The sequence below is a fragment of the Arthrobacter sp. MA-N2 genome (genome assembly GCF_000517125.1).
GTDB lineage: Bacteria > Actinomycetota > Actinomycetes > Actinomycetales > Micrococcaceae > Arthrobacter > Arthrobacter methylotrophus.
This window is the reverse complement of the sequence record NZ_KI912155.1, coordinates 3234604-3259564: the sequence shown is the minus strand read 5'-3', so window position 1 is coordinate 3259564 and position 24961 is coordinate 3234604. Positions and strand designations below refer to the sequence as shown.

The 24961-nt window shown below is 62.5% G+C and carries 23 protein-coding genes and 1 pseudogene; 17 read left to right on the top strand and 7 right to left on the bottom strand.

All coding sequences use genetic code 11. The annotated features are described in order from the left end of the window. From A3M3_RS0115940 to A3M3_RS0115905, 8 genes are all read left to right on the top strand, one after another. The gene (locus A3M3_RS0115940) at positions 1–756 is read left to right on the top strand and encodes a YebC/PmpR family DNA-binding transcriptional regulator (RefSeq protein WP_028267166.1); all 756 of its coding nucleotides are present in this window, start codon (positions 1–3) and stop codon (positions 754–756) included. A 53-nt stretch (positions 757–809) separates the two neighbouring features. Continuing rightward, the gene (gene ruvC, locus A3M3_RS0115935; protein ID WP_028267165.1) at positions 810–1388 is read left to right on the top strand and encodes a crossover junction endodeoxyribonuclease RuvC; all 579 of its coding nucleotides are present in this window, start codon (positions 810–812) and stop codon (positions 1386–1388) included. Between the two features lie 89 nt (positions 1389–1477). Beyond that, positions 1478–2122 carry a Holliday junction branch migration protein RuvA gene (gene ruvA, locus A3M3_RS0115930; RefSeq protein ID WP_028267164.1) on the top strand — a complete coding sequence of 215 codons (645 nt, stop codon included), beginning with the start codon at positions 1478–1480 and terminating at the stop codon, positions 2120–2122. After that, complete coding sequence (ruvB, locus tag A3M3_RS0115925) at positions 2115–3191, top strand: Holliday junction branch migration DNA helicase RuvB (RefSeq protein WP_028267163.1); 1077 nt, start codon at positions 2115–2117, stop codon at positions 3189–3191. Before ruvA ends, ruvB begins: the two co-directional genes overlap by 8 nt. A 189-nt stretch (positions 3192–3380) precedes the next feature. After that, entirely contained in the window at positions 3381–3764 is a 384-nt protein-coding gene (gene yajC, locus A3M3_RS0115920; RefSeq protein ID WP_028267162.1) for a preprotein translocase subunit YajC, read from the top strand. A gap of 109 nt (positions 3765–3873) precedes the next feature. After that, on the top strand, positions 3874–5628 hold the full coding sequence (gene secD, locus A3M3_RS0115915; RefSeq protein ID WP_028267161.1) for a protein translocase subunit SecD: 1755 nt from the start codon (positions 3874–3876) through the stop codon (positions 5626–5628). After that, entirely contained in the window at positions 5628–6641 is a 1014-nt protein-coding gene (secF, locus tag A3M3_RS0115910) for a protein translocase subunit SecF (RefSeq protein ID WP_028267160.1), read from the top strand. The genes secD and secF overlap by 1 nt, the downstream gene beginning before the upstream one ends. A 147-nt stretch (positions 6642–6788) precedes the next feature. Continuing rightward, on the top strand, positions 6789–9182 hold the full coding sequence (locus A3M3_RS0115905; protein ID WP_028267159.1) for a RelA/SpoT family protein: 2394 nt from the start codon (positions 6789–6791) through the stop codon (positions 9180–9182). 11 nt (positions 9183–9193) lie between these two features. On the opposite strand, the gene A3M3_RS25490 is transcribed toward A3M3_RS0115905, so the two are convergent. Beyond that, positions 9194–9853 (bottom strand): type IV toxin-antitoxin system AbiEi family antitoxin, encoded by a 660-nt coding sequence (locus A3M3_RS25490; protein WP_081736835.1) that lies wholly within the window; start codon positions 9851–9853, stop codon positions 9194–9196. A 474-nt stretch (positions 9854–10327) separates the two neighbouring features. On the opposite strand from A3M3_RS25490, the gene A3M3_RS0115895 reads away from it, so the two are divergent. Together A3M3_RS0115895 and A3M3_RS29310 are read left to right on the top strand one after the other, a co-directional pair. Further along, positions 10328–11497 (top strand): hypothetical protein, encoded by a 1170-nt coding sequence (locus tag A3M3_RS0115895; protein WP_028267158.1) that lies wholly within the window; start codon positions 10328–10330, stop codon positions 11495–11497. 15 nt (positions 11498–11512) lie between these two features. Beyond that, complete coding sequence (locus A3M3_RS29310) at positions 11513–11695, top strand: IS3 family transposase (protein WP_081736834.1); 183 nt, start codon at positions 11513–11515, stop codon at positions 11693–11695. A 19-nt stretch (positions 11696–11714) separates the two neighbouring features. Here the strand turns inward: A3M3_RS29310 and A3M3_RS0115890 are convergent, their stop codons facing one another. Together A3M3_RS0115890 and A3M3_RS0115885 are read right to left on the bottom strand one after the other, a co-directional pair. After that, complete coding sequence (locus A3M3_RS0115890; RefSeq protein ID WP_028267157.1) at positions 11715–13223, bottom strand: DUF349 domain-containing protein; 1509 nt, start codon at positions 13221–13223, stop codon at positions 11715–11717. Between the two features lie 65 nt (positions 13224–13288). Beyond that, a complete protein-coding gene (locus tag A3M3_RS0115885; protein ID WP_197023325.1) occupies positions 13289–14062 on the bottom strand; it encodes a peptidylprolyl isomerase in 774 nt (257 codons plus the stop codon). 259 nt (positions 14063–14321) lie between these two features. Here A3M3_RS0115885 and hisS point away from each other — a divergent pair, with 259 nt between their 5' ends. The 3 genes from hisS (at position 14322) to A3M3_RS0115870 (ending at position 18471) form a co-directional block, all read left to right on the top strand. Next, a complete protein-coding gene (hisS, locus tag A3M3_RS0115880) occupies positions 14322–15692 on the top strand; it encodes a histidine--tRNA ligase (protein WP_028267155.1) in 1371 nt (456 codons plus the stop codon). A gap of 106 nt (positions 15693–15798) precedes the next feature. After that, positions 15799–17601, top strand: coding sequence for an aspartate--tRNA ligase (gene aspS, locus A3M3_RS0115875; protein WP_028267154.1), 1803 nt, complete (start codon positions 15799–15801; stop codon positions 17599–17601). A 99-nt stretch (positions 17602–17700) separates the two neighbouring features. Next, positions 17701–18471: a GNAT family N-acetyltransferase gene (locus A3M3_RS0115870; protein WP_028267153.1), complete on the top strand. Its 771-nt coding sequence runs from the start codon at positions 17701–17703 to the stop codon at positions 18469–18471. 60 nt (positions 18472–18531) lie between these two features. Here A3M3_RS0115870 and A3M3_RS29020 read toward each other — a convergent pair. The 4 genes and pseudogenes from A3M3_RS29020 to A3M3_RS0115850 form a co-directional block, all read right to left on the bottom strand. After that, positions 18532–19164, bottom strand: a pseudogene (locus A3M3_RS29020) (HNH endonuclease signature motif containing protein); the annotation flags it as partial. A gap of 694 nt (positions 19165–19858) precedes the next feature. Beyond that, the gene (locus A3M3_RS29580) at positions 19859–20410 is read right to left on the bottom strand and encodes a hypothetical protein (RefSeq protein WP_442853120.1); all 552 of its coding nucleotides are present in this window, start codon (positions 20408–20410) and stop codon (positions 19859–19861) included. A 77-nt stretch (positions 20411–20487) separates the two neighbouring features. After that, positions 20488–20826, bottom strand: coding sequence for a PadR family transcriptional regulator (locus A3M3_RS29575; RefSeq protein WP_442853119.1), 339 nt, complete (start codon positions 20824–20826; stop codon positions 20488–20490). 261 nt (positions 20827–21087) lie between these two features. Further along, positions 21088–21765, bottom strand: a complete 678-nt coding sequence (locus A3M3_RS0115850) for an acVLRF1 family peptidyl-tRNA hydrolase (protein WP_028267149.1) — start codon at positions 21763–21765, stop codon at positions 21088–21090. 41 nt (positions 21766–21806) lie between these two features. Between A3M3_RS0115850 and A3M3_RS0115845 the strand changes: the two genes are divergently transcribed. The 4 genes from A3M3_RS0115845 (at position 21807) to A3M3_RS0115830 (ending at position 24861) form a co-directional block, all read left to right on the top strand. Next, complete coding sequence (locus A3M3_RS0115845; protein WP_028267148.1) at positions 21807–23276, top strand: replication-associated recombination protein A; 1470 nt, start codon at positions 21807–21809, stop codon at positions 23274–23276. A gap of 170 nt (positions 23277–23446) precedes the next feature. Continuing rightward, a complete protein-coding gene (gene rpsD, locus A3M3_RS0115840) occupies positions 23447–24067 on the top strand; it encodes a 30S ribosomal protein S4 (protein ID WP_028267147.1) in 621 nt (206 codons plus the stop codon). A 148-nt stretch (positions 24068–24215) separates the two neighbouring features. Continuing rightward, entirely contained in the window at positions 24216–24590 is a 375-nt protein-coding gene (locus tag A3M3_RS0115835; protein ID WP_028267146.1) for a DUF948 domain-containing protein, read from the top strand. Positions 24591–24648: 58 nt separating this feature from the next. After that, the gene (locus tag A3M3_RS0115830) at positions 24649–24861 is read left to right on the top strand and encodes a hypothetical protein (RefSeq protein WP_028267145.1); all 213 of its coding nucleotides are present in this window, start codon (positions 24649–24651) and stop codon (positions 24859–24861) included. The last annotated feature ends 100 nt before the right edge of the window (positions 24862–24961 follow it).

Genomic DNA, 24961 nt, shown 5'->3' with positions numbered 1-24961 from the left:
ATGTCAGGCCACTCCAAATGGGCAACCACCAAGCATAAGAAGGCCATCCTCGATAGCCGTCGCGCGAAGTCGTTCGCCAAACTGATCAAGAACATCGAAGTCGCCGCCCGCATGGGCGGACCGGACCTTGCCGGCAACCCCAGCCTGGAGCTGGCTGTCACCAAAGCAAAGAAGACATCGGTTCCCGCTGACAACATCGACCGTGCCATCAAGCGCGGTGCCGGCCTGACCGGCGAAGTGGTCGACTACACGGAAATCATGTATGAAGCCCGCGGCCCGCAGGGATCGGCACTCCTGATCGAGTGCCTTACGGACAACAAGAACCGTGCTGCTTCGGAGGTCCGGCTCGCTATCTCCCGCAACGGCGGCACCATTGCCGACCCCGGCTCCGTGAGCTACCTCTTCACCCGCAAGGGCGTCGTGAACCTGCCGAAGAACGGGCTCAGCGAAGACGACATCCTGATGGCCGTGCTCGACGCCGGGGCCGAGGAAGTCAAGGACAGCGGAGAGAATTGGGAAATCCACTCGGAGCCCACCGATCTCCAAGCCATCCGTGACGCCCTCAAGGAGGCCGGCATTGAATACGAGTCGGACGAAGCCGAGTTTGTGCCGTCCATGCAGGTGCCCCTTGACCTCGACGGTGCAAAGAAGTTCATGAAGCTCGTGGACGCCCTCGAGGACCTCGACGACGTCCAGAACGTCTATACCAACGCGGACATGAGCGAGGAAGTCCAGGCGGCGCTCGAAGCCGAGTAACAGTTTCTTTCGATAGACAAACACAGCCTGACAACTAAAAAGGGGGCCCGGACTTGACTCTTCGCGTACTAGGAGTCGATCCGGGCCTCACCCGTTGCGGCATCGGAGTGGTCGACGTCGAACGGAACAGGCGCGCCACGATGGTGGCCGTCTGCGTCGTGGGAACCTCCCCGGAACAGTCGCTGGACCAGCGCTTGCTGGTTATCGCCGAGGCCATCGATGAATGGCTCGACCTGTACAAACCCGACGTTCTGGCCGTTGAACGGGTCTTCTCCCAGTTGAACGTCAGTACGGTCATGGGAGTGGCCCAGGCGTCGGGTGTGGTCATCGCGGCTGCTGCACGGCGCGGCATCCCGGTGGCGCTCCATACGCCGTCGGAGGTCAAAGCCGCCGTCACGGGAAGCGGTACCTCCAACAAGGAGGCGGTAACGAAACTCATCACCAAAATCCTCCGCCTCGACGCGCCGCCCCGGCCGGCCGACGCTGCCGATGCCTTGGCCCTTGCCGTCACGCACGCGTGGCGGGCAGGCAGTGGCGCCGCCGTTTCCACCGGCGGGTCAGGTAGCGGTGCCTTGACGCCGGCACAGCGGGCCTGGGCGGAAGCGGAAGCGAAAGCGCGCCGTGCCCGGTAATTGTCGGTGGCACTTGTTAGGGTATTCGTAGATATGTTCGGATAGCCCGCGGCGCAGCATGCACGGGGCAGTACTTCAGGAGCCGGGTCTTGATCAGTTTTCTTCGCGGAACCGTGGCACACGTCAGCCTTTCCACGGCCGTCATCGACCTCAACGGTGCCGGAATGAGCGTCTACGCCACGCCCCAAACTCTCAGCCACCTGCATGTCGGGGAGGAAGCGAAGCTGTTCACCTCGTTGATCGTCCGGGAGGACTCCCTGACGCTCTTTGGTTTCTCAAACGACGACGAACGGGAAGTCTTCGATGTCCTGCTCAGTGTGAGCGGGGTGGGGCCGCGGCTGGCCCTGGCGGTCCTTGCCGTCCATGAACCCGAGGCAATCCGGGTGGCCGCCCATTCCGGTGACGCCAAGTCATTCACCAAAGTCCCCGGCATCGGGCCCAAAGTGGCCGGCAGGATCGTGCTGGAGCTGGCTGGCAAGCTCGTACCGCTCGGCACCGCGCCAGGGCTTGCCCCCGCCGTCGCGTCCGAGTCCGATTGGAAGCCGCAGGTGGTTGCTGCCATGGCAAGCCTCGGCTGGTCGGAGAAGGACGCCGCCGGCAGTATCGACAAGGCCATGGCCGATTCCCCGGAGCTGGCCGACGCCGGCAACGTCGCCCAGATCCTGCGTGCGACGCTCCGCTGGCTTGGCCAGGACGGTGCCCGCGCGGGAAACCGGGTAGGCAGCCGTGGCTGAGCAGTCCCTCGTTACCGGGGGAGAGGAGCCCGAGGAGCGCGTCATCGAGGCGGCCCTGCGCCCGAAGAACCTCCACGACTTCGTTGGCCAGCACCGCGTTCGCAAGCAACTTTCGCTCGTGCTGGAAGCCTCGAGAATGCGCGGCCGCAGCGCGGACCACGTTCTGCTTTCCGGCCCTCCGGGTCTGGGCAAGACCACGCTCTCCATGATTATCGCCGCCGAGATGAATGCTCCCTTGCGGATCAGCAGTGGACCCGCCATCCAACATGCCGGCGACCTGGCGGCTATCCTCTCGTCCCTCTCGGAGGGCGAGGTGCTCTTCCTCGATGAAATCCACCGGATGTCCCGGCCTGCCGAGGAAATGCTGTACATGGCCATGGAAGATTTCCGGGTGGACATCGTGGTAGGCAAGGGCGCGGGGGCAACGGCCATTCCGCTTGAGTTGCCGCCCTTCACCCTCGTGGGCGCCACTACCCGGGCCGGTCTCCTGCCAGGCCCCCTGCGCGACCGCTTTGGTTTCACCGGACATTTGGAGTTCTACTCCGTGGCCGAGCTTGAATTGGTTCTGCGCCGTTCGGCGGGACTGCTTGACCTGAAGGTCAACTCGGCCGGATTCAGTGAGATCGCAGGCCGCTCCCGGGGGACGCCGCGTATCGCCAACCGACTGCTGCGCCGCGTCCGGGACTGGGCGTTGGTCCACGGAATCGAGCAGATCGACGCCCGCGCGGCTTCCGCCGCTTTGGACATGTACGAAGTGGACGAGCGCGGACTGGACCGCTTGGACCGCGCCGTCTTGGAGGCGCTCATCACCAAGTTCAACGGGGGGCCTGTGGGGCTTTCCACCCTCGCGATTGCGGTAGGCGAAGAGCCGGAGACAGTCGAGACCGTGGCTGAGCCGTACCTCGTACGTGAAGGACTTTTGGGGAGGACGCCGCGCGGCAGGATTGCCATGGCGTCCGCGTGGACCCACCTCGGATATGCAGTGCCGGCCGGAGTGTTCGGACAGGACCCTCTTACGTTGTTCCAGGACGGCGAAATTGAGGCCGAAAGCATAGACACCGGCCGCTAGCGCGATCTATTCAGCTTATGCCTCTAGACTGGTATGACACTCGGCACGTTCGAGTCCTTGGTTCTGTGCCCGCCCGTCGGAGCATTGTGCGGCCAAATGGAGGAAGCTCCACGGCCGTCGGATCCACCGGGCAGACATAGCCGTGAAACCAAAAACGCAAGTAAAGAACGGAACTTCCCTGTGGATCCAATGACAATCCTGCTGTTCGCCATGCTCGGCGTCTTCATCTTCATGATGTTCCGCCGTAACAAGAAGACGCAGCAACAGCAGGCCAAGCTGCAGTCCCAGTTCGCTCCTGGCGTTGACGTGATGACCAGTTTCGGTTTGTTCGGCCGGATCATCTCGATGGACGAAGCGGAAAACAAGGTTGTCCTGGAGCTGTCTCCCGGTAATCTCGCTACCGTGCACCGCCAGGCTGTGACCAAGATCGTTGAGCCCGCCGAGGAAACGGTTGTTGACGTTCCGGATGACGCGTCGTCTTTGACGTCCGCGGACACCGACGCGCCGGCACCGGCTGAGACCTCCGAGGAAACCCTAAAGCGCCTCAATGATGAGGGCAAGAAGGACAGCTAGTCCGTACCCGTACAACCAGCGGGAATAGTTCTACGGCAATGAACCGCCGCCGGCCTGCGCTTACAAGTGCAAGCCGGCGGCTGTTCCGTCATCAACAGGAAGATCGAACATGGCACGAACCGGCCACAAAAATGCAGCCCGCAGGGTGCTGATCTGGCTTGTCGCAATATTCGCTGTACTGACCGCAGTCCTCGGTGGCGGCGTTATCACCGGCCAGGCAAGTTGGGCACCAAAGCTCGCACTTGACCTCGAGGGTGGAACGCAGATGATCCTCGCGCCCAAGGTCGAAGGATCCTCGGGCATCAACGAGGACCAGTTGAACCAGGCCGTTGCGATTATTCGTCAACGCGTAGACAGCTCCGGCGTAGCCGAGGCGGAAATCACCACCCAGTCGGGCCGTAACGTGGTGGTGAGCCTACCCGGCACACCAAGCTCGGAAACCCGCGCCTTGATCCAGGCTTCAGCCGATATGAACTTCCGCCCGGTCATTATGACCGGGGACCCTGCGGCGGTCCCGGTGGCATCGCGAACGCCGGATGCCAGTCTGCCCAAGCCTACAGCTGCGCCCACCAACGCCAGCGACAGCAACTGGGTGACGGCCGATGTCTACAAGGCCTTCGAAGCCCTGGACTGCGTCAATCCCTCCCAGGACAAGCAACCCCGGTCCGATCCGGCCAAGCCGCTGGTCACCTGCGAGGCAGCAACTGCCACCACCCCTGCCGTCAAGTACATCCTCGGACCCGTGGAAGTGAAGGGCCAGGACATTGTCTCGTCCTCCTTCGATCCCGTCCAGGGCGCACAGGGCTCGGTCACCAATGCATGGGGCGTGACCATCACGTTCGACGCCGCCGCCACCAAGACGTTCAAAGACGTTACCCAAAGGCTCAACCAGTTCTACGTCGCTTCGCAGGCCTCGGGCGGCAACGATCCCAAGTCCCAGTTCGCCATCGTTTTGGATGACCAGGTGATCTCTGCTCCACGCTCCCTTGCTGTGATCACTGATGGCAAGCCGCAGATCACAGGTAATTTCACGCAGGCGTCCGCGCAGGCCTTGTCAGACCAACTGCGCTATGGCGCCTTGCCCATTAGCTTCGACATCCAGTCCGAGGAACAGATTTCGGCAACCCTCGGTGGGGAGCAGCTGCGTCTTGGGCTGATGGCCGGTGTGATCGGCCTACTGCTCGTGGTGGTCTATTCTCTCTTCCAGTACCGCGCCTTGGGCTTTGTCACCATCCTCTCCCTCGTGGTGGCAGGCGGACTTACCTACCTTGCGATTGCGATTCTTGGTTGGACCGAAAACTACCGTCTCTCTCTTGCCGGTGTGGCAGGTCTGATCGTGGCCATCGGGCAAACCGCGGACTCCTTCATCGTGTACTTCGAACGTATCCGAGACGAATTGCGTGAGGGCAAGGGACTCGTGTCCGCCGTCGAGAACGGCTGGAAGCGGGCCAAGCGCACCGTCCTTGCCTCCAAGGCAGTCAACCTGCTCGCCGCCCTGGTGCTGTACTTTGTCGCTGTTGGAAACGTCCGCGGTTTTGCCTTCACTCTCGGGCTCACCGCGCTGGCCGACCTCTTGGTCGTGTTCATGTTCACGCACCCGACGCTCCAGGTGCTGGCCCGGACCAAGTTCTTCGGTGAAGGTCACCGCTTCTCCGGCCTGGACCCCGAGCGCCTGGGAGCAGTGCCGCTGTACCGCGGTGCGGGCAGGCTCCGTACGCCAACGGAAAAGCCCGCCGTCGTGCGCGCCCGCAACACCGGTGCCGCCGCGGAAGCCGAGCGCCGCATGACCATCGCCGAGCGCCGACTTGCCGAGAAGCAAGCCCAGCTGGCCGGTTCTTCCAATGGCACCAAGGAGGAGAAGTAATGACCACGAGCTTCGCAAAGTTCGGCAATGAGCTCTACACGGGCAAACGCTCCTACGACTTCGTAGCCAACAAAAAGATCTGGTTCTTCATCGCCGCTGTCGCCGTGGCGATCTCGATCCTCCTGCCGGTGGTCAAAGGTGGTTACAACCTTGGCATTGACTTCCGGGGTGGTTCCGAGTTCACCGTTTCCAACGTCAAAACCACTGATTCCGCCGTGGGTGAAAAGGCGGTCCATGACGTCGTGTCCGGTGCTGTTCCGCGCGTTGCGAACGTCGCCGGCAACACTATGCGTATCCAGACGGACAAACTCAGCGATGACCAGACGATCAAGATCAAGACGGACCTAGCCAAGGCCTACGGCGTCACGGACAACGAGGTCACCTCGACCTTTATCGGCCCCACATGGGGGCAGGACGTCACCAAGCAGGCGCTGATTGGCCTGGCGGTGTTCGTGGGATTGGCCGCGCTGTTGATGGCCTTGTACTTCCGCACGTGGAAGATGTCCGTCTCGGCCCTCGCCGGCATGCTGGTCACGATGTTCACGACGGCCGGTGTCTACTCGCTCAGCGATTTTGAAGTGACGCCGTCGGCCATCATCGGCTTCCTGACTGTTCTCAGCTATTCGCTTTACGACACCGTGGTGGTTTTCGACAAGATCCGCGAAAATACCTCTGACATCACCACCTCGAGCCGGCGTACGTTTGCCGAAGAGGTCAACCTTGCCGTCAACCAGACCTTGGTACGCTCCATCAACACCATGATGGTGGCCGTGCTGCCAGTCGCCGCGATTCTCTTCATCGGTGCCGGACTTTTGGGTGCGGGCACGCTCCGCGACCTGTCCCTGGCGTTGTTCGTCGGTATCCTCATTGGCACTGCAGCAACAATCTTCATCGCAGCTCCGCTCTATGCTTGGCTGCGCCAAAGCGAACCGCAACTGCAGAAGCAGGCCAAAAAGGTCGCGAATCGTCGCTCAGCGGCCGCCGCATCGGATTCGGAAGCCGCTACTGTTTAGCCTGGTTTCCTTGTGGAAGGCCGCTCACTGCCCAGGGCAGTGAGCGGCCTTTCGTGTTCCTGCCTCCGTCATCTGGGTACCGGTTCTTGGACAGGTCACCGTCGGGAATAGACTGGAAGAATTAAGTCAGTCGTGAGGGGTGCTCTTGTGGAGGAACGTACGACGTCGGCGCCGCCGACGGGCGGGGAAGACGGTCTGAGCCGCGTGCCCGTCACCGCAACCGCATCTACGGGAAACACTGCGGGTGGTGTTCCGGTGGACAGCCCAGGCGTGCGTCCAACGTTTCCCGGACGGCGCGAAAGGACACGCTCCAGGCTCGCGAAACTCACGGGGCGCGGCGCGAGCACCTATTCGCCCATTCTCGAACCTCTCCTCAGGACAGTGCGGGCGAACAACCCCAAGGAAGACCTCGACCTGATCCAGCGGGCCTTCACGGTCGCGGAGCGCAGCCATCAAGGACAGAAGCGCAAGAGCGGCGATCCCTACATCACCCACCCGGTAGCGGTGGCCACGATCTTGGCCGAGCTCGGGCTCACCGGCACCACCTTGGCCGCTGCGCTCTTGCACGACACCGTGGAGGACACTCCTTACACGCTCGCTGACCTGACCCGCGACTTCGGTCCCGAGGTTGCGATGCTCGTGGACGGTGTCACCAAGCTGGACAAGGTCCAGTTCGGTGAGGCTGCGCAGTCAGAGACCGTCCGCAAGATGGTTGTGGCCATGGCCAAGGACATCCGCGTTTTGATGATCAAACTTGCGGACCGGCTGCACAATGCCCGTACGTGGCGGTTCGTTTCCGCTGAATCATCTTCCCGCAAAGCCCGTGAAACGCTTGAGATCTTCGCTCCGCTGGCCCACCGCCTCGGCATGAACACGATCAAGTGGGAACTTGAGGACCTCTCTTTCGCCGCCCTGTACCCGAAGGTCTATGAAGAGATCGTCCGGATGGTGGGGGACCGCACGCCGGAGCGCGAGAAGAGCCTGAGCGTCATCCGCAACCAGATTGCCGAAGACCTCCGGGCTGCCCGCATCAAGGCAACCATCACGGGCCGGCCCAAGCACTACTACTCGATCTACCAAAAGATGATCGTCCGTGACAAGGACTTCGACGACATCAACGACCTTATGGGCGTGCGTGTCTTGGTGGACTCCGTCCGTGACTGTTACGCAGCTCTTGGCACCTTGCATTCGCGGTGGAACCCCCTGCCGGGGAGGTTCAAGGACTATATCGCTATGCCGAAATTCAACATGTACCAGTCTTTGCACACCACGGTGATCGGGCCTGGCGGTAAGCCTGTCGAGATCCAGATCCGCACGCACGAGATGCACCGCCGTGCCGAGTATGGCGTGGCGGCCCACTGGAAGTACAAGGACCAGCCCAACCGGACTGCCGTGGGCCCGGGGAGTCCCAAAGACGGCGACATGGGCTGGTTGCGTTCATTGGTCGACTGGCAGCAGGAAACATCTGATCCGGGCGAATTCCTGGACTCCTTGCGTTTTGAGATCAATGCCCGCGAGGTGTTCGTCTTTACGCCCAAGGGCGAGGTCATGGCCCTTCCTGCTGGATCGACGCCGGTTGACTTCGCTTATGCTGTCCACACCGAGGTGGGTCACCGGACAATCGGCGCGCGTGTCAACGGCAAGCTGGTACCGCTTAACAGCGAACTGAATCACGGCGACTGGGTGGAAATTTTCACGTCCAAGGCCGAAGGTGCAGGGCCGAGCCAGGACTGGCAACACTTCGTCAAGAGCGCCCGGGCCCGTAACAAGATCCGGCAATGGTTCACTAAGGAGCGCCGCGAAGAGGCGATCGATCGGGGCAAGGACCAGCTGACCCGTGCGATGCGCAAGCAGAACCTGCCCCTTCAGCGGCTCATGACACATGACGCGCTCTCCACGGTGGCGGAGGAATTCCACTACGTTGATATTTCGGGTCTCTACGCCGGTGTAGGTGATGGCCACACCTCGGCGCAGTCCGTCATGGAAAAGCTCATGGAGCACCTCGGTGGCCATGAAACTCCAGACGAGGACCTGGAGGAAGTCAGCATCCCCTCGCAGCTCCAGAAAGCCCGGTACTCGGACTCCGGCGTCGTTGTCCGGGGAGTGGGAGATGTCTGGGTGAAGCTCGCCCGCTGTTGTACGCCCGTACCACCCGATCCGATCCTTGGCTTCGTCACCAGGGGCTCGGGTGTTTCGGTTCACCGCACCGACTGCACGAATGTCTCGGATCTCCGGGACCAGCCGGACCGTATCGTCGAAGTCGAATGGGCCCCGACCCAATCCAGCGTTTTCCTGGTTGAGATCCAAGTGGAAGCCCTCGACCGGAAGTCCTTGCTCTCGGATGTCACCCGCGTTCTATCGGAGAACCACGTCAATATCCTGGCTGCGTCCGTGCACACTTCCAGCGACCGTGTGGCGATCTCCCGCTTCGCTTTCGAAATGGGAGACCCCAAGTACCTGCACCATGTACTCAGCGCCGTGCGAAGGATCGACGGCGTCTTCGACGTCTACAGGACCACCGGAAACCACCGACGAAGCTGAACTGTCGAAACTCAAGCGGCTGCCTTGGGCGGGAGAGCCTCAGTCTGAAGCGCGTCTTGATGAAGCACGTCTTGTTGAAGCGCTAGGGCTGTGAGCTTGCGCAAGGCGGCTTTTTTGTACGGGACCCTGGGGAACGCCTCCACAGCAAGCGTCAGGAGCCGAAGCCGAACGCCCAGCTGCTCCTGGGACAACAACCTCCGCAGGGCCGGCACGGCCCTGTCCGCTTCCACATACAGGGCCACATCCACAGCCGTCCGGAGGGGAGTGGTTACCAGAAGACCGCCGATGCTGACCACGTCCAGTTGGCCCAAGCGCACTTCGTGCAGAATGCAGGCCCGGGCCGAGCGAAGGCTCGATATGCGGTGTTTGGCGTCAACTAGCAGCGAGAGCCTTTCGGGAGCATCCGCGCAACCGTAGATCCAGGCCGCCGTCATTCGGCCTGCAATGACTTTCCTCCGGATGCGATCCGGAACTACTAATGCAGCTGCACGGGCGCGGAGCCGTGGGGTGACAGCAAGTCCAGGAGGGGTGAAGCTCTTCTCGTAGAGGGGCGTGAGCACGCCGTCGGCGGCCATTGACTGAAGCTCAGCCCACGTGAACAGCGGACTGGGCGAGTACAGATCCTGGGCAGGAGAGTCCAGTTGTTGCGAAGGCGGGAATCCTGTGTCCATTCAGCAATCCTCGCGTGGCAGCCGAATGAAGAACAGGCCCTGTCCCGGCTATGTGGATAACCGGGACAGGGCCTGGAAATGTGGCGATAATGCTGGTTCACTCAGACAGTCTTCTTGCACGCTTTCATCAGGCAGCGTCTCTTGTAAGTACCGTTTGGACCGATCAGAATCCTTAGTTTATTGTGTCGCTGAAGATGTTTTCCTGACTAATCGACCCCACAAGATTCATCGAAGAAATTGGAACGGCGCTGTCCCTTCCTTGCCGTTAACGCGTGTTGGTAACCGCTTACCCGTTACGTCGTCACTATGTCGGAACTTGTCACTATCAAGTTAAGAAATTCAGAGCCAATCCATGTCGATTCACCTCTGAATACCTACAACCGTTCCCAGTACCCGGCCATTCACGTGATCCTGCCTGATTTTACTGAAGATCACGCGCGGGAAAGGGAGCTTGGAACGCCAAGGAACTGATGGATGAACCTGACTGAATCCGAAAGGAAAAAAGTGCCTTTAACGATCCCACGGTGGCGATCTCGGAGCTTGGTGCGCCTTGTGGCTCTCTCAGTGATGCTTCTTCTTGTCGCTGCTGCAGTGATCGCCGGGGCTGTGTACAGGGCGCTGCCAGCAGGTTCGTATCAGAGCCTGGACCAGACGGACCGCACGACGTTCGATCAGCTAACTGAGCAGTACCGTGCCTTCAAGGCTCAACCGGAGAACCTCTGGACGGCCGGGTACCGTTACGACCGCGAGCCTCTCCTGTTGCTTCGAACCGACGGTGCTAAGAGCCCGCTCTGGCACTACGCCTACGTGATCAACATGAGCCACCTGGTAGATACGAGCCATATGAAGAAAGTCGAATTCCCCGGTAATCCCGCCCTTGATGATGTCTACGTTAGCAACACCTTCGAGGCGGCTAATGCGGAGCTTTGGGGTTCTTTCAACTTCACTCCAATCGCCATCGGTGAGCGCAAGGTTCTGGCGTTTAAGTTCCATGAAGGGATGCTCGGAGAGAACCCTCCGGAGGGCCTGGGTTTTGCAATGTTCTCAATGCATGAGGCCTTCCACGTAAACAAGCAGGCGAACTGGAGCTACGATTCTGTCGACTCTCGAGTCTTCCATTTCCCCCGCACGGACGAGCACTACCGAATGTTAAAGACGGAGTTGTCAATCCTGGATCGGGTGCCGACGGCCGAGGTGGGAAAGCTCCCAGGCCTCGCGAAAGACCTCGCGGGGATCCGCGCGGCACGCTATAAGAAATGGCCGCAACTCAAGGCGCAGGACAACGTCGAAGCCATCGAAGGCACCGCACGCTATCTTGAGTACACGTACAGACAGGCCGTGCCTTCCAAGGGGGCCGCGTCCAAGGAAAATTCCTTGGTGGCGGCACTCGACAAGGTTTGGGACCTGCCCGAGGAACAGAGCGGGCTCGACTACTCCGCGTATTACTCCACCGGCAGTTTCCTGGCATTGCTGCTTGACCGGGTCGCCCCAAATTGGAAACACGATATTGAGCCGCCACCAATCGGCAAGGGGTGGACGCCCGGAGAGTCGCTACGACAAACAACAGGCATCACAACACCCCCCGGAGATAGTGTCATCGCTGAAATCGAAGCAAGGTACCTCGACGAATCCTTGAATCGCTGACGGCGGGTTCCAACGATCACCGGAATCATCTTCAGCACCATCGGTCAGCGTTCACGCCGCTACCAGCGCGTCCAGTTCACCAACACAGACGCACTGGAAACAGCATTGGACGAGGACATTCGCTGGTACAACACCGAAAGAATCTCGAGAAAGCTAGAGAGCCTGAGCCCGGTGCAATACCGGGCTCAGGCTCTCTAGCCCTAGGCTCTTACTACTACTAGGCGAGATCGCTGGCCGAACGCTGGATCTGGTCAAGCCACGCCTCGCGTGCCTCGAGGGCCTCGCGGGCGTTCTTGATGCGGCGCTGGTCTCCGGCTTTTTCGGCCTTCTCCAGATCTTCCTTGAGGCCTGCGATGGCAGCCTCAAGCTGTGATAGGGCGCTATTGGTGCGGGCCTTCGTCTCCGGGTTGCTCCGGCGCCACTTGTCCTCTTCAGCCTCCCGGACGGCGTCCTCGACCTTGCGCAGGCCGGCTTCGATCCTGCCCATGTCGGCGCGGGGGACCTTTCCGGCTTCTTCCCAGCGGTCACGGATGGACTGCAGGGACTTCTTGGCCGCGTTGAGGTCCGCGATCGGCAAGAGGGCTTGGGCCTCCACAATGAGCTCTTCCTTGATGGCGAGATTGGCCGTGTATTGCTGGTCGATCTCATCGTTGGCAGCCTGGCGGTTGCTGAAAAAGACGTCCTGGGCGGCACGGAAACGGAGCCACAGGGCGTCGTCGTCCTTGCGGCTGGCGCGGGGCGTGGCCTTCCACTGGTCCATGAGGCGGCGGTACTCGCCCGCCGCGAAGCCCCAGTCAGTGGAACTCGAGAGTGCTTCGGCCTCCTCGATCAGCTGTTCCTTGGCCACCTTCGCGGCCGAGTTGGTGCTGTCCAACTGCGAGAAATAGGCGCGCCGGTGGCGGTCGAAGACCGTACGGGCCGAACGGAACCGCTTCCACAGAGCGTCCTCGTTGCTGCGTCCCAGCCGGATGCCGTTCTTCTGGGCCGTCTTCCAGCTCTCGAAGAGTTCGTTCATGCGGGCGCTGGACGTCTTCCACTGCACCTGGGAGGGATCCTGTGAGGCGATGGATTCGGCTTCGGAAACGATCGCCTCGCGGGCTGCCAGCTCCGCGGAACGTGCGGCTTCGTGCGCGGCTTTCTCGGACTTTTCCAGTTCAGAAATCTGCCCGGTCAAAGCGTCCAGGCGGGACTCGGCGGTGCGGATGTCCCCCACCATATTGCGCTCGGCAAGCTGCTCACGCAGGTGGTCCACTGTCTTCTGCATGTCCGTGGCCGGAGCCTTGGATTCCACACGGTGTTCCATGAGGACGATCTGCGCGACCACGTCCTCGTACTTCCGGGCGAAGTACGCCAATGCCTCGTCGGTGCTTACTCCCGGGTACTGTCCCACCGGCTGTTCTTCGCCGTCGATGGTCAGGAAGACATGGCCGTCACCCTCGGCGCGCCCCCACTTGGCGGCCTCCGCGAGCGACACAGCCGTGGGCTGGGCCGCCGGAGCGGCCGGAATCACGCTAGCTGCGGCCTTCGGACGGGCAGCAAAGGCTGCAGGAGACGGTGTATGCGAGGGGGCCGGACGTGGCGTCGGAGAAGCAGGCGTCGGGGCGGACTCTGCCGCTTCGTCTGCCGGCGCAGCCGACTCAACGCCGGCGTCGGCGGCTGCCGGTGCCTGGACTTCTTCTTCGTTGGCCACTACTGCAGTTTCGTCGGATTTCTGACTGTCTGTCACCGCTAAAAGTCTTTCGCTTGGAGGGATTACTAAGGTAAGGCGCCGCGAACGGTAGTTCGTGCTGGTTACTTCAGAGAAAACGAGTCTATCGTGACAGGTGCCACAGGGGCGCCGTCGGTGGCGCTGCTGCCCGGATTAATACCCGTCTGGGCAATCTTCGTCACGACGTCCATGCCACTCGTCACCTTCCCCACTACCGTGTACCCACCTGCAGAATCCGGGGGAATGACAGTGTCTTTATAGACAATAAAGAATTGGTGCCCGTTGCCGTACGCATTGTTGCCAGTACGGGCGACGGCGATGGTCCCGGCCGGGTAAGTGTTATTAGCGGGCGTGTTCTCCAGCGGTCCCCAGTGGAAGTTGGGATCATCGCTTGTGTCCGTGCCCTTGGCCCCGCACTGCAGCACTGCAAAGTTGTCGGCGGTGGTGAGTCGAGGGCATTTGAGCCCGCTGTAATAACTCGCGTCAGTGAGGGATTTGAACACGGCTGCGGCCTGGGGAGCCGTTGTGCCATCCAGTTCGACGCCGACTGCCCCTCCGTTGAGGCTTAGCTGGCCGGTGAACGTCTTACCCGCGGCGGTGTCCGCTTTGGGAATGTCGGCACTATTCGACCCGGTCCCCGCGGCGGAAGCGGATGGGTTCGCCGAGGCAGCGGCGGACGGCGAACTCAGCCCGGCTTGCGCCGCTGCGAACTGCGATTCGCTCGGGTTCGAGTTGAACACCGTGAGTTGAAGCACGACGGCGGAAATCAGGGCGGCAGCGCCCACACCGACGGCGATCACATTGTCCCGACGGCGGCGCTTGCCCTGTGCACGCCGCAGCTCGCGCTTGGCTTCCATCTGCCTGATGCGCCGTTTGGCTTCACGGTTGTCCCGCGGCCTTGTAGACAAGAGTCCTCCTGGTTGTATGGACAAGCTTCCATCGCAGGCAACCCGAATCGGGTACCCGCATTAGATGTGCAGGCGCCGAAAGCATAAACTGGCTGCCGCACATAGTTTATGCATGACTGGCTGGGCGCCCGCCTAACCTGAGCCGAATCGGCCCGTGGTTCGTGGCGCAAGGTCCGGCCCGCGCAATCATTGAGGAGAAATTTCCACCATGGCTCGTACCGCCTCCCTGTCCGGATTCCCCGAGTGGCTTCCCCAGGAGCGGTTGGTGGAACTGCATGTCCTGGACACTTTGCGCAAGACGTTCGAACTCCATGGCTTCTCTTCGATCGAAACCCGCGCTGTGGAAACAGTCGGCCAACTCCTCCGGAAGGGCGAGATCGACAAAGAGGTGTACGGTCTCAGCCGCCTGCAGGAAGACGAGGACGCAACCCACGGCGAACCCGGAAACGAGGGCGGGAAGGCGGACAAAGCAGATCCGCACGCCTTGGCCCTCCACTTCGACCTGACGGTGCCCTTTGCCCGATACGTCGTGGAGAACGCTGGTTACCTCGCCTTCCCGTTCCGCCGCTACCAGATCCAGAAAGTGTGGCGGGGGGAGCGTCCCCAGGAAGGCCGCGCCCGCGAGTTCACGCAAGCGGACATCGACGTCGTGGGCGACGGCGAGCTGCCCTTCCGCTACGACGTCGAGATCGCCCTCGTCATCGCTGAAGCGCTCAGCGCACTTCCCATTCCGGATTTCCGCCTGCGTATCAACAACCGCAAGTTGGCCGAGGGCTTCTACCGCGGTATTGGCCTCACGGACACCGCCGGCGTGCTTCGCAGCATTGACAAGCTCGAGAAGATCGGTGAAGCGAAAGTCGCCGAATTGCTCATGAGCGAACTTGGCGCCACGGAGGAGCAGGCAGCACTTGCCTTGAAGCTCGCGGGCATCCGGACCGAGGACACTTCCTTTGTGAAACAGGTCCGCGCCCTGGGCGTGACGGACGAGCTTCTGGAAGAGGGCCTCAGTGAACTGGAACAAGTCATTGAGGCCGCTGTGCAGCGCGCCCCCGGCAAGGTTGTGGCGGACCTAAGCATCGCCCGCGGCCTTGACTACTACACCGGTACTGTCGTCGAAACCGTCCTGGTGGGCCATGAGCAGCTCGGTTCCATTTGCTCCGGCGGCCGGTATGACGCCCTTGCCAGCAAGGGCAATCGCAAGTTCCCCGGCGTCGGCCTGTCGATCGGGGTGACCCGCCTTGTCTCCCGCATCCTGAGCCAGGAATTCGCGACGGCGTCGCGCTCGGTGCCCACGGCAGTGCTCGTGGCCCTGAACAACGACGACAGCTGGTCTGCCGCCCAGGACGTCGCGGCCCAGCTGCGCGGGCGGGGGATCGCAACCGAAGTTGCCGCGAAGGCCGAGAAGTTCGGCAAGCAGATCAAATTCGCCGACCGACGCGGCATTCCTTTCGTCTGGTTCACGGACGACGACGGCAAGCACCAAGTGAAGGACATCCGCACCGGGGAACAAGTGGACGCGGACCCGGCCAGCTGGGCGCCATCCCCCGAGGACCTCCACGTCCGCGTTACCACACGCTAGGTGCGGGCTGGCGGCGCCTCGTGGCGGCGACGCTTCGTCCATACGGGTAAACTCGAACGGGATCGTTTTGCCATGATCCGCTGAAAATCATGTTGAAAGGAATGCTGTGCTGCGCACACATGACCTCGGATCCTTGCGTTCCGAGCACATTGGACAGACCGTCACCCTGGCAGGCTGGGTAGCCCGCCGCCGCGATCACGGTGGCGTGGCCTTCGTCGATCTGCGTGACGCGTCCGGTGTCGCCCAGGTGGTTGTCCGCGAGGAAGAGGTCTTCCACGGCCTGCGCAATGAATACGTGCTGCAGATCGTGGGCACCGTGAGCAAGCGTCCGGAGGGTAACGAGAACCCGCATCTCGCCACCGGTGAGATCGAGGTCATTGCTGAGAAAGTGGTGGTCCTCAACACCTCGGATCCCCTGCCGTTCCAGATCGACGAGCACGTGGAGGTCGGTGAGGAAGCCCGCCTCAAGCACCGCTACCTTGACCTGCGTCGCCCCGGCCCCGCCCGGAACCTGCGCTTGCGTTCCGAAGCGAACCGCGTGGCCCGCGAACTGCTTCACCAGCAGGGTTACGTGGAGATCGAAACCCCCACGCTGACCCGCTCGACGCCGGAAGGCGCCCGTGACTTCGTGGTTCCGGCGCGTTTGGCACCGGGTTCCTGGTACGCTCTTCCGCAGTCTCCGCAGCTTTTCAAGCAGCTGCTGCAAGTGGGCGGTTTCGAAAAGTACTACCAGATCGCCCGCTGCTACCGCGACGAAGACTTTCGCGCGGACCGCCAGCCGGAATTCACCCAGCTTGACATCGAAGCCAGCTTCGTTGACCAGGACGATGTCATTGAGCTTGGCGAAAGCATCGTCAAGGCACTGTGGAAGCTGATTGACGTCGAGATCCCGACACCGATCCGCCGCATGACGTACCACGAGGCGATGGCCAAATATGGCTCCGACAAGCCGGATCTACGCTTCGGCTTGGAGCTCACCGAATTGACGGAGTTCTTCAAAGACACCAACTTCGGTGTCTTCAAGGCGCCCTACGTTGGCGCTGTCGTCATGCCCGGTGGAGCGTCGCAGGCCCGCCGGGCGCTGGACGCCTGGCAGGAATGGGCCAAGCAACGTGGTGCCAAGGGACTTGCTTACGTTTTGTTCAAGGAAGACGGTGAGCTCACCGGTCCTGTTGCCAAGAACCTCACGGACACCGAGCGCGCGGGGTTGGCAGACGCCGTGGGCGCTAAGCCGGGCGACTGCATCTTCTTCGCCGCCGGCGAGAAGTCTCCGTCCCGTGCCTTGCTGGGCGCCGCCCGCGTTGAGATCGGCCACCGCACGGGCCTGATCGACCCCAAAGACTGGGCCTTCGTCTGGATCGTGGACGCCCCGATGTTCGAACCCGCAGCCGCAGCCGTCGCCTCCGGCGACGTCGCGGTGGGCGGCGGCCAGTGGACGGCCCTGCACCACGCGTTCACCTCCCCGAAGCCCGAGTTCCTGGACACGTTCGACAAGGACCCGGAATCAGCCCTTTCCTACGCCTATGACATCGTGTGCAATGGCAACGAAATCGGCGGTGGATCCATCCGTATCCACGAGGCCGATGTCCAAGAGCGCGTTTTCGAGCTCATGGGTCTGGACAAGGAAGACGCGCAGACCAAGTTCGGCTTCCTCCTTGAGGGATTCAAGTACGGCGCACCTCCCCACGGCGGCATGGCCTTCGGTTGGGACCGTGTGGTGGCCTTGCTGGCCGGCGTGGACTCTATTCGCGACGTGATCGCTTTCCCCAAGTCGGGCGGCGGCTATGATCCCCTGACGGCGGCCCCTGCACCCATCACGGCGCAGCAGCGCAAGGAAGCCGGAGTCGACTTCAAGCCTGAGGCCAAGCCGCAAGCAGCTCCGGCAACATCAGCAGCCAAATCGGAGTAGCTGGAACCCTGGAAACAACCCGGAGGCCCTCGCAACTTGCGAGGGCCTCCGGCGTACCACGGCGGAGACCGACTTTGAGGAGGACCGGTGGCGCAGGAAATGGGCCTTGCATTGGTTGAGGAGCTGATGGACCGTGCGTGGCCGGCCCCGGATCGTGAGGACGCCGGTGGATGGGTGCTGCGGGCCGCAGGAGGCGTCACACAGCGGGCAAACTCGGTCTGGCCGAGGGAACAGACCCATGACGACGAGTCGGCAGTAAGCGCCGCGACGCAGTGGTATCGGTCCCGGCGCCTCCCGCTGATCTTCCAGATTTTCGAGGACGAACGGAGCGCGGGCCTCAACGCGGTGCTTGATGCGCAGCGATTCACCCGGCAGTCCGAGACCCTCATCATGATTCGCCCGGGTGGCACTCTTCCCGCTACGCCGCCCGATGGCCTGGCTAAAGCCGTCGAGATCTCTGAAGAGCCTTCCGAAGAGTGGCTCCGGCTGTGGTGGTCCGTCGACGGGCGCGGCGGGGACGCGGAGCTGGAGATTGCCCGGAAGATCTTGGCGTCGTGTCCCTCGATCTACGTCCTCGTAAGGGACGACGACGGCGCCTCGGCCGCCGTCGGGCGCCTCGCCCTGGTGGACGGCAAGGGAGGCATCTACTGCATGGCAACCGAGGGCGAACACCGTCGGCAAGGCTTCGGGCGGCGGGTGCTGGGTGCACTTCTGGAAGCGGGCGGCCACCGAGGCGTATCCGAGTTCTGGTTGCTCGTGACGGCCTCGAATACCGGCGCCCAAGCTCTCTACAGGGGCGCCGGGTTCGCAGAGCATGGCAGGTATCTCTACCGGCAGGCACGGCTCCGGCGGGGGTTGTCAGGCTGTTAGAAGGCGCGGCCGGGCTGCGCCGTCGTGAAGGCATTCAGAGGTGTGGACCCTGCGGCTCTTTTACAAGGGTCTGGTCGATGAGGTCCCGTGGCGCACGACACTGTCCGGGAAGTGCTCGTCGAGGGGCGTGGGCCAGCCAAGATTGTCCGTGTCGTCCGTGTCGTCCGTGTCGCATGCTGGCCATGGGTGTGTGTCCATGAAGGAGTGCCAGTGCGGGAAGGGGTCCGGTGGCATTTCGGGCGGTTCTTCGTCCGGGCGTGGTTGTGGGCCTGGTTGTGTGTCGGTGATCGGGATGTGTTCTGGCCAGTGGGGTGGTTCCCAGTCGTGGTGTTCGCTGGGGTAGTGGCGTTTGGAAGGGGATGTCCATCACGGCGGCTGGTTTTTGCTGGCCGTGGTGGGGGTCCATGCGGTCCTGTGTTTGAGGCGGTGGTGTTTGGGGCAGGGTTGGGCCAGGTTGGAGATGCCGGTGGTGCCTCCGTGGGCCCAGGCCAGGAGGTGGTCTGCTTCGTTGTCCTGGGAGTGGTTGTTGCAGCCGGGGTAGGGGCATTTGCCGTCGCGGAGCCATTGGCGTTGGGCTTTGGTGAGGCGGTAGCTGGTGCGTCCGATTTCCAGCGGGGCGCCGTCGCGGGGGTCGGTCAGGACGCGGTGGAAGGACTCTGCGCCGTCGGTGATCAGTTGGCGGGCGATGGAGGGCTCGGCGATCAGGGCCAGCTCGTGGGCGGTGCGGTCCTGCGGGGAGGCGGCCGGTCGCGCAAGCGCCTTGGCCGTCCGGACGTAGTCGGCGGCGAGTTTGGCTTTCAGCGCGGCGGTCCGGGCTTCCAGGCGGGCGACCTCGGCGAGGCCGTCCAGGCAACCATCTACCAGGCTCCGCAGCGGATCGGCGTCCCGCGGTGAATTAGCGTCCCCGCTGATGGCGGCCAGCGCGGCAACGGCCTCCACGGCCGCCCTGCTCTCCACGCCCCACGCTGTCCTTCCACCCATACCCACAGCATCGCAGCAGCCACCGACAATTTATCGCGGTTCCTTGGGTAGGTGCGCGCGTCTTTGCCCACTGCTCGTATAGCAGTCGCGAAGTCACCGGCTTGGCTCCGCAATGCTTTTGAAGTTCTGCAGGGCGCGACGCTGCCTTGCAGAACGGGGACATGGAGGCGGCAGGGTGGCCACGGCCGGGGGACCGGTAGCTGAATATGGAAAGCGTCTGACGACGATCCCTTCCGAGCCTGACCACGGCAAGCCAAACACGGCACATTCCCGCAGCCCTGCCTTTTCTCATTACTTCTCGTTGGCGCGTTGGTGTTGTCCTGAGATTCGCTATCGCGGTATCGGTTCCGGTTCGGCTGCCCGGGCCGTGACCTTTCGCTGTCCCGGGCCCGGCAAGTCCGGAAGACTATTTGATGTTCGCCGGAAGATCCTCACCTCGCATGGAGGTGTGCTTTCGAGGCTGTTTCAGGCTATTGCATATTCTCGGGATGCGCGGCGTCGGGTGTTGGCCGCCCAACCCAGATATACAACCAGTGCAAGGGAAACCCCGACGAAAACCAAAGGGAGTGCCGACATGCTGTCCGGCACTGCAAGGAACAATCCCACGATCCCGTACAGAGGAAGGAAGATCGTTGCCAGCGCTTTCTCCCAAACCTTCCAATCCCCGCTGCTCCACAGGAAAATCAAGCCAACCAGCCCTGCAAGGACCCCGAGGAGCCCGCCAACAGCCGAACCCGCCAGAAGCAGCAGCAAAAGCGTCAGGACCGGATACCAGGACCTTTTTCCACAAAGGCTGCTTTTCAGCCTGCACTCCGGCGGTCTCGTGCCCGCCAAGTGCTGCCTCGGCGACGAGTTCTGGGCGGCCAAGGCCCCTGAGCGCTTGGTCTACATCGGAGCCGCCGCTAGCCATTGCCATCCTCAAATGGTCTTCAATCCCTTCCAGGATTTCCTGACGCATCTCAGGGGATACCTCTTTCAGGAAGCCGCTGACCTCGCCGAGGTAGCGCTGGACCTTGGGGTTTTCGAGCGGATCCACTATCCGGCTCCTTTCTCGTTGTTTGTAGTGTTGGACAAGACTCGATCAACAGAATCGCTAAAGGTCCTCCAGATGTCGATGAAACCCTTCAAATCATCCGCTCCGGCAGACGAGAGGCTGTAGTAGCGCCGCGGCGGCCCTTCGTTCGATTCCTGCCAGGCTGTCGTAACCAGTCCCCTGGTCCGTAGACGCGACAGGAGCGGGTACAGGCTGCCTTCGCTCGCGATCAAGTCCATCCGGTGTAGATGCTGGGCGATATCTAGGCCATACCACTTACCCTGTGCGATAACAGCCAGGACGCAGTACTCCAGGACACCCTTCCTGAGGTTGGTCTGCATCTTCAATCCATCTATCATGTATTGCAATGTACCATGCATAACATTGTTGCTCGAAGGGTCATGGGACTCGACTGCGGGAACCACGGCATTCTTCTCGGTTGCAGGCTGGAGGGGTTGGGCGCTGCTGATGTGTGGCTGGCCGGTATCCCCCGGCAGAGGTGTAGCTTTTCGCCGGCGAGGCGGTGGTGCTCGACCCCGCTGAGCTACGCGATCTGAATCTGACCAAGCGGTTGACGCCGGTCGCTTACCTTCTCTGCGCCACTACAGCGGGTCCGTGACCTGTATCTGCACGGCACATGCATCTGCCGCGGCCCTGCGGAGCACGGTTGCGTTGGGGTCGGCGACCGCCAGGAACGCGAGCCTTTTCCGCGAGGCGTATTCCCTCAACGCCGCTTCCTCCACGACCGCCACGGACAGCGCTGCGTCACCGCCCAGGACCAAGTATTCAATGCTGTGCCCAGCGAACACACCAGCGGCATATCCGGCCACAGCTTCCGTCAGCGCGTTGGCCTGGTTCTCGCGACGCCGGGCGAACCGCTGCTGCGAGGATCCCCCCGCTGCGGACCGCGACTGAATGTAACGGGAACCCGATTTGGACGCAGACACTTTCCCGCCGCTCACGACCCCTACGGCATAGCCGCCCCGACGAACCAGAATGATGCCGAGCCGCCTTTCCTGTGAAGCAAGCGACGCCAAACGGTCCACAGTGGTGGATCCCTTGCCGGGCCTTCCATCGACGGGCCAGGGGGCTCTCAGTAGCGCCGTGGCGCCATCAGCCGCCCGCAGGAGGGTACCGCCGTCGTTGGGCTCTTCCTCAACAGCGCCATGGCTCGCGGCGAAGCGTTCCACCCAGCCGGTGAGGCGCGGGCCGGGGATGAACGCGGTGCGGGACGCCGCCGATGGTTGCTTTCCGCTGGGGCCGGATGGCCGGATTTCCACGTCGATGTCTCCTTAACTGGAATCATGAGTAGCCTATCCATGTGGAAGATCTCTTTGGTGCCGGCGCGGACAACGACGACGACGCCGGCAGCCAGGCGACGGACCCGGACCGTTCCGGGGCAGGGCGCACGGCGTCGCCGCGTAGCCCCCTGGCCGTCCGGATGAGGCCGCGAACGTTGGACGACGTCGTGGGCCAGCAGCATTTGCTGGGCCACGGGTCGCCCTTGCGGCAGCTCGCCGCCGGAGCTGACGCCGCCGGCCCCGCCGGTCCAAGCTCAGTCATCCTGTGGGGACCGCCAGGAACAGGCAAGACAACGCTGGCACACGTCATCGCCCGCGGACCGGGCAGGAAGTTCGTGGAATTGTCCGCCATCACCGCCGGTGTCAAGGATGTCCGGCTCGTCATGGAAAATGCGTTGACTGCACGGGATCTTTACCGGACCACCACCGTGCTGTTCCTCGATGAGATCCACCGCTTCAACAAAGCCCAACAGGATGCCCTGCTTCCCGGAGTCGAGAAGGGCTGGGTTGTGCTGGTCGCAGCCACCACGGAAAACCCCTCGTTCTCGGTGGTTTCGCCACTGCTGTCGCGGTCATTGCTGCTTACTCTCAAGCCGCTCACGGGCGGTGACATCGAAGGGCTTCTGCAAAGAGCTGTTGCCGATGCCCGCGGCTTGGCCGGGGGAGTGGAGCTCACGCCGGAAGCCCTCGAGCATTTGGTCCGGTTGTCCGGTGGAGATGCCCGCCGTGCGCTCACGGCCCTTGAGGCGGCTGCCGGCGTGGCCTACGGAGACCGCACCAACGACGGCGGCGACGCTTCCGTAGACGCGTCCGAAGAGGAAGGGCTGGCGGGCGATGACGCTCCGCAGCCTCCAGTGCGCGTCGAGCTCCGCCACACGGAGCGGGCCCTGGATGTGGCCGCAGTTCGATACGACCGGGCGGGCGACCAGCACTACGACGTCGCCAGCGCGTTTATCAAGTCGATCCGCGGCTCCGACGTCGACGCGGCCCTCCACTACCTGGCCCGTATGCTCGAAGCAGGCGAGGATCCGCGCTTCGTGGCCCGCCGCATCGTTATCTCCGCGGCCGAGGACATCGGCATGGCAGATCCCACGGCACTACAGACCGCCGTCGCCGCTGCCCAGGCCGTACAACTCATCGGCATGCCCGAGGGGCGGATCATCCTCGCCGAAGCCGTAGTGCACTTGGCAACGGCGCCCAAGTCCAACGCCGCCTACATGGGCATCAACAAGGCCGTCGCGGATGTGCGCGCCGGCATGGGAATCGGGATTCCGGCGCACCTGCGCGACGCCCACTACCAGGGCGCGAAGGGACTTGGCCATGGCCAAGGCTACAAATACGCCCATGATGCCCCGCACGGCGTTGCCACCCAGCAATATGCTCCGGATGATTTGGTGGGCAGGGACTATTACGAGCCCACAGCGAACGGTGCGGAGCGGGACATTGCCCCCAGGCTAGAGCGACTACGCAGGATCATCCGGGGCAAGTAGCCGTCATGGTAGGCTAGATGCTTGTCTGGCAAGGCACGGACGCACAATCCTTCAGAACGTAGCTTCTGATGTTGTGCCCTGCGCCCCGTAGCAAAAGGCAGCGGTTGGCCGATGCTCTCCCTCATGGAGGCCAGTAACACTGACACACCGCAGATATTGGAAGGACACAAGTGGCTAACAACACTCGTGCTCGCCGTACCGCACGTCTTTCGCGTGCACTCGGCATCGCTCTGACTCCCAAGGCCGCCAAGTACATGGAGCGCCGTCCGTACGGCCCCGGTGAGCATGGCCGTGCCCGCAAGAAGCAGGACTCTGACTACGCTGTACGTCTGCGCGAAAAGCAGCGTCTGCGCGCTCAGTACGGCATCCGCGAAGCCCAGATGACCCGTGCCTTCGAAGAAGCACGCCGCACCAAGGGCCTGACCGGTGAGAACCTGATCGAGCTGCTCGAAATGCGTCTTGACGCCCTCGTGCTGCGTGCCGGCTTTGCCCGCACCATCGCCCAGGCCCGCCAGCTGGTTGTGCACCGCCACATCCTCGTTGATGGCATCCGCGTGGACCGCCCGTCATTCCGCGTTGCGGAAGGTCAGCTCATCCACGTTCACAGCCGCAGCGAAGTCATGGCTCCGTTCCAGGTTGCAGCTGCCGGCGCACACGTCTTGAACGTCGTTCCGGCTTACCTGGACGTCAAGATCGACGCCCTCCAGGCTCGCCTGGTTCGCCGCCCGAAGCGCTCTGAGGTCCCCGTGACCTGCGAAGAGCAGCTCGTCGTCGAATTCTACGCTCGCTAAATTCCAGCGCGCATACAAAGAAGCCCGTGGCACGCGCCGCGGGCTTCTTTGTATGTAAGGTACTTGGGGAAGCCACGCCGGGAGTGCTTGCGCAGAACCGCGCGGCGCGTCCACCCGCTACGCAACAAATGCTAGGAGATGAGTGTCCATGACTGGTGGCGATATTGCAGGCCTGATCGCGGCCGGAGTTTTCGCGCTCCTTGTGCTGCTGTTGGCTGTGCCGATCCTCAAACTTGGGCGCGTCTTTGATGAAGTCCGCACTTCCATCCGCTCTTTGAGCGACGGAGCGACGCCCCTGATGGACGAAGTCACAGCGACCGTTTCCACCACGAACCAGCAGCTGAAGAAGGTGGATGGCATCACCTCCAACGTCTCTGATGCCTCCGCCAACATCTCGGCGTTGTCCTCGCTGGTGGCAGCGACGGTCGGTTCGCCCCTTATCAAGGTGGCTGCATTCAGCTATGGAGTGCGTTCGGCCTTTGCCAACCGCCGTAAACCGCGCAGCGGCCGTCGCAGCCGCTGAATCCGTTCGTCAATCTCGGCCTTCGTACGTCAGGAATATTGTGAAAAGAATCGTCTGGATGGGGATCGGTATGGCAATCGGTGTCATCGCCTTCCGCAAGTTCACCGAAGCACGGGCCAATATCGGACCCGACGGCCTGAACCGCGCCGTAGCTCGCCTGGCTGATGGTGTGTACGACTTTGCCGACGCAGTGCGAGCCGGAATGAGTGAACGCGAAGGCGAGCTCCGGGCCGCACTCGGCGTCAACGAGCCGGACGCCGATAGGCGCTAGCAGCCGCGGTACAAGCTGCCGCGGTTCGCCCAAGCGGCCGTCAACAGGGCAGAATTAGAAGCTGCGGCAATGGCACATGCCAGAACCGCGCACAAACTCA

Bases quoted from the DNA above. Each gene is read 5' to 3' on its own strand.
- A3M3_RS0115940 (WP_028267166.1), top strand. From the start codon at position 1: ATGTCAGGCCACTCCAAATGGGCAACCACCAAGCATAAGAAGGCCATC.
- yajC (WP_028267162.1), top strand. From the start codon at position 3,381: ATGACAATCCTGCTGTTCGCCATGCTCGGCGTCTTCATCTTCATGATG.
- secD (WP_028267161.1), top strand. From the start codon at position 3,874: ATGGCACGAACCGGCCACAAAAATGCAGCCCGCAGGGTGCTGATCTGG.
- secF (WP_028267160.1), top strand. From the start codon at position 5,628: ATGACCACGAGCTTCGCAAAGTTCGGCAATGAGCTCTACACGGGCAAA.
- A3M3_RS25490 (WP_081736835.1), bottom strand. From the start codon at position 9,853: ATGGACACAGGATTCCCGCCTTCGCAACAACTGGACTCTCCTGCCCAG.
- A3M3_RS0115895 (WP_028267158.1), top strand. From the start codon at position 10,328: ATGAACCTGACTGAATCCGAAAGGAAAAAAGTGCCTTTAACGATCCCA.
- A3M3_RS0115885 (WP_197023325.1), bottom strand. From the start codon at position 14,062: ATGGAAGCCAAGCGCGAGCTGCGGCGTGCACAGGGCAAGCGCCGCCGT.
- hisS (WP_028267155.1), top strand. From the start codon at position 14,322: ATGGCTCGTACCGCCTCCCTGTCCGGATTCCCCGAGTGGCTTCCCCAG.
- A3M3_RS0115870 (WP_028267153.1), top strand. From the start codon at position 17,701: ATGGGCCTTGCATTGGTTGAGGAGCTGATGGACCGTGCGTGGCCGGCC.
- A3M3_RS29580 (WP_442853120.1), bottom strand. From the start codon at position 20,410: ATGCGTCAGGAAATCCTGGAAGGGATTGAAGACCATTTGAGGATGGCA.
- A3M3_RS29575 (WP_442853119.1), bottom strand. From the start codon at position 20,826: ATGCAGACCAACCTCAGGAAGGGTGTCCTGGAGTACTGCGTCCTGGCT.
- A3M3_RS0115835 (WP_028267146.1), top strand. From the start codon at position 24,216: ATGACTGGTGGCGATATTGCAGGCCTGATCGCGGCCGGAGTTTTCGCG.
- A3M3_RS0115830 (WP_028267145.1), top strand. From the start codon at position 24,649: ATGGGGATCGGTATGGCAATCGGTGTCATCGCCTTCCGCAAGTTCACC.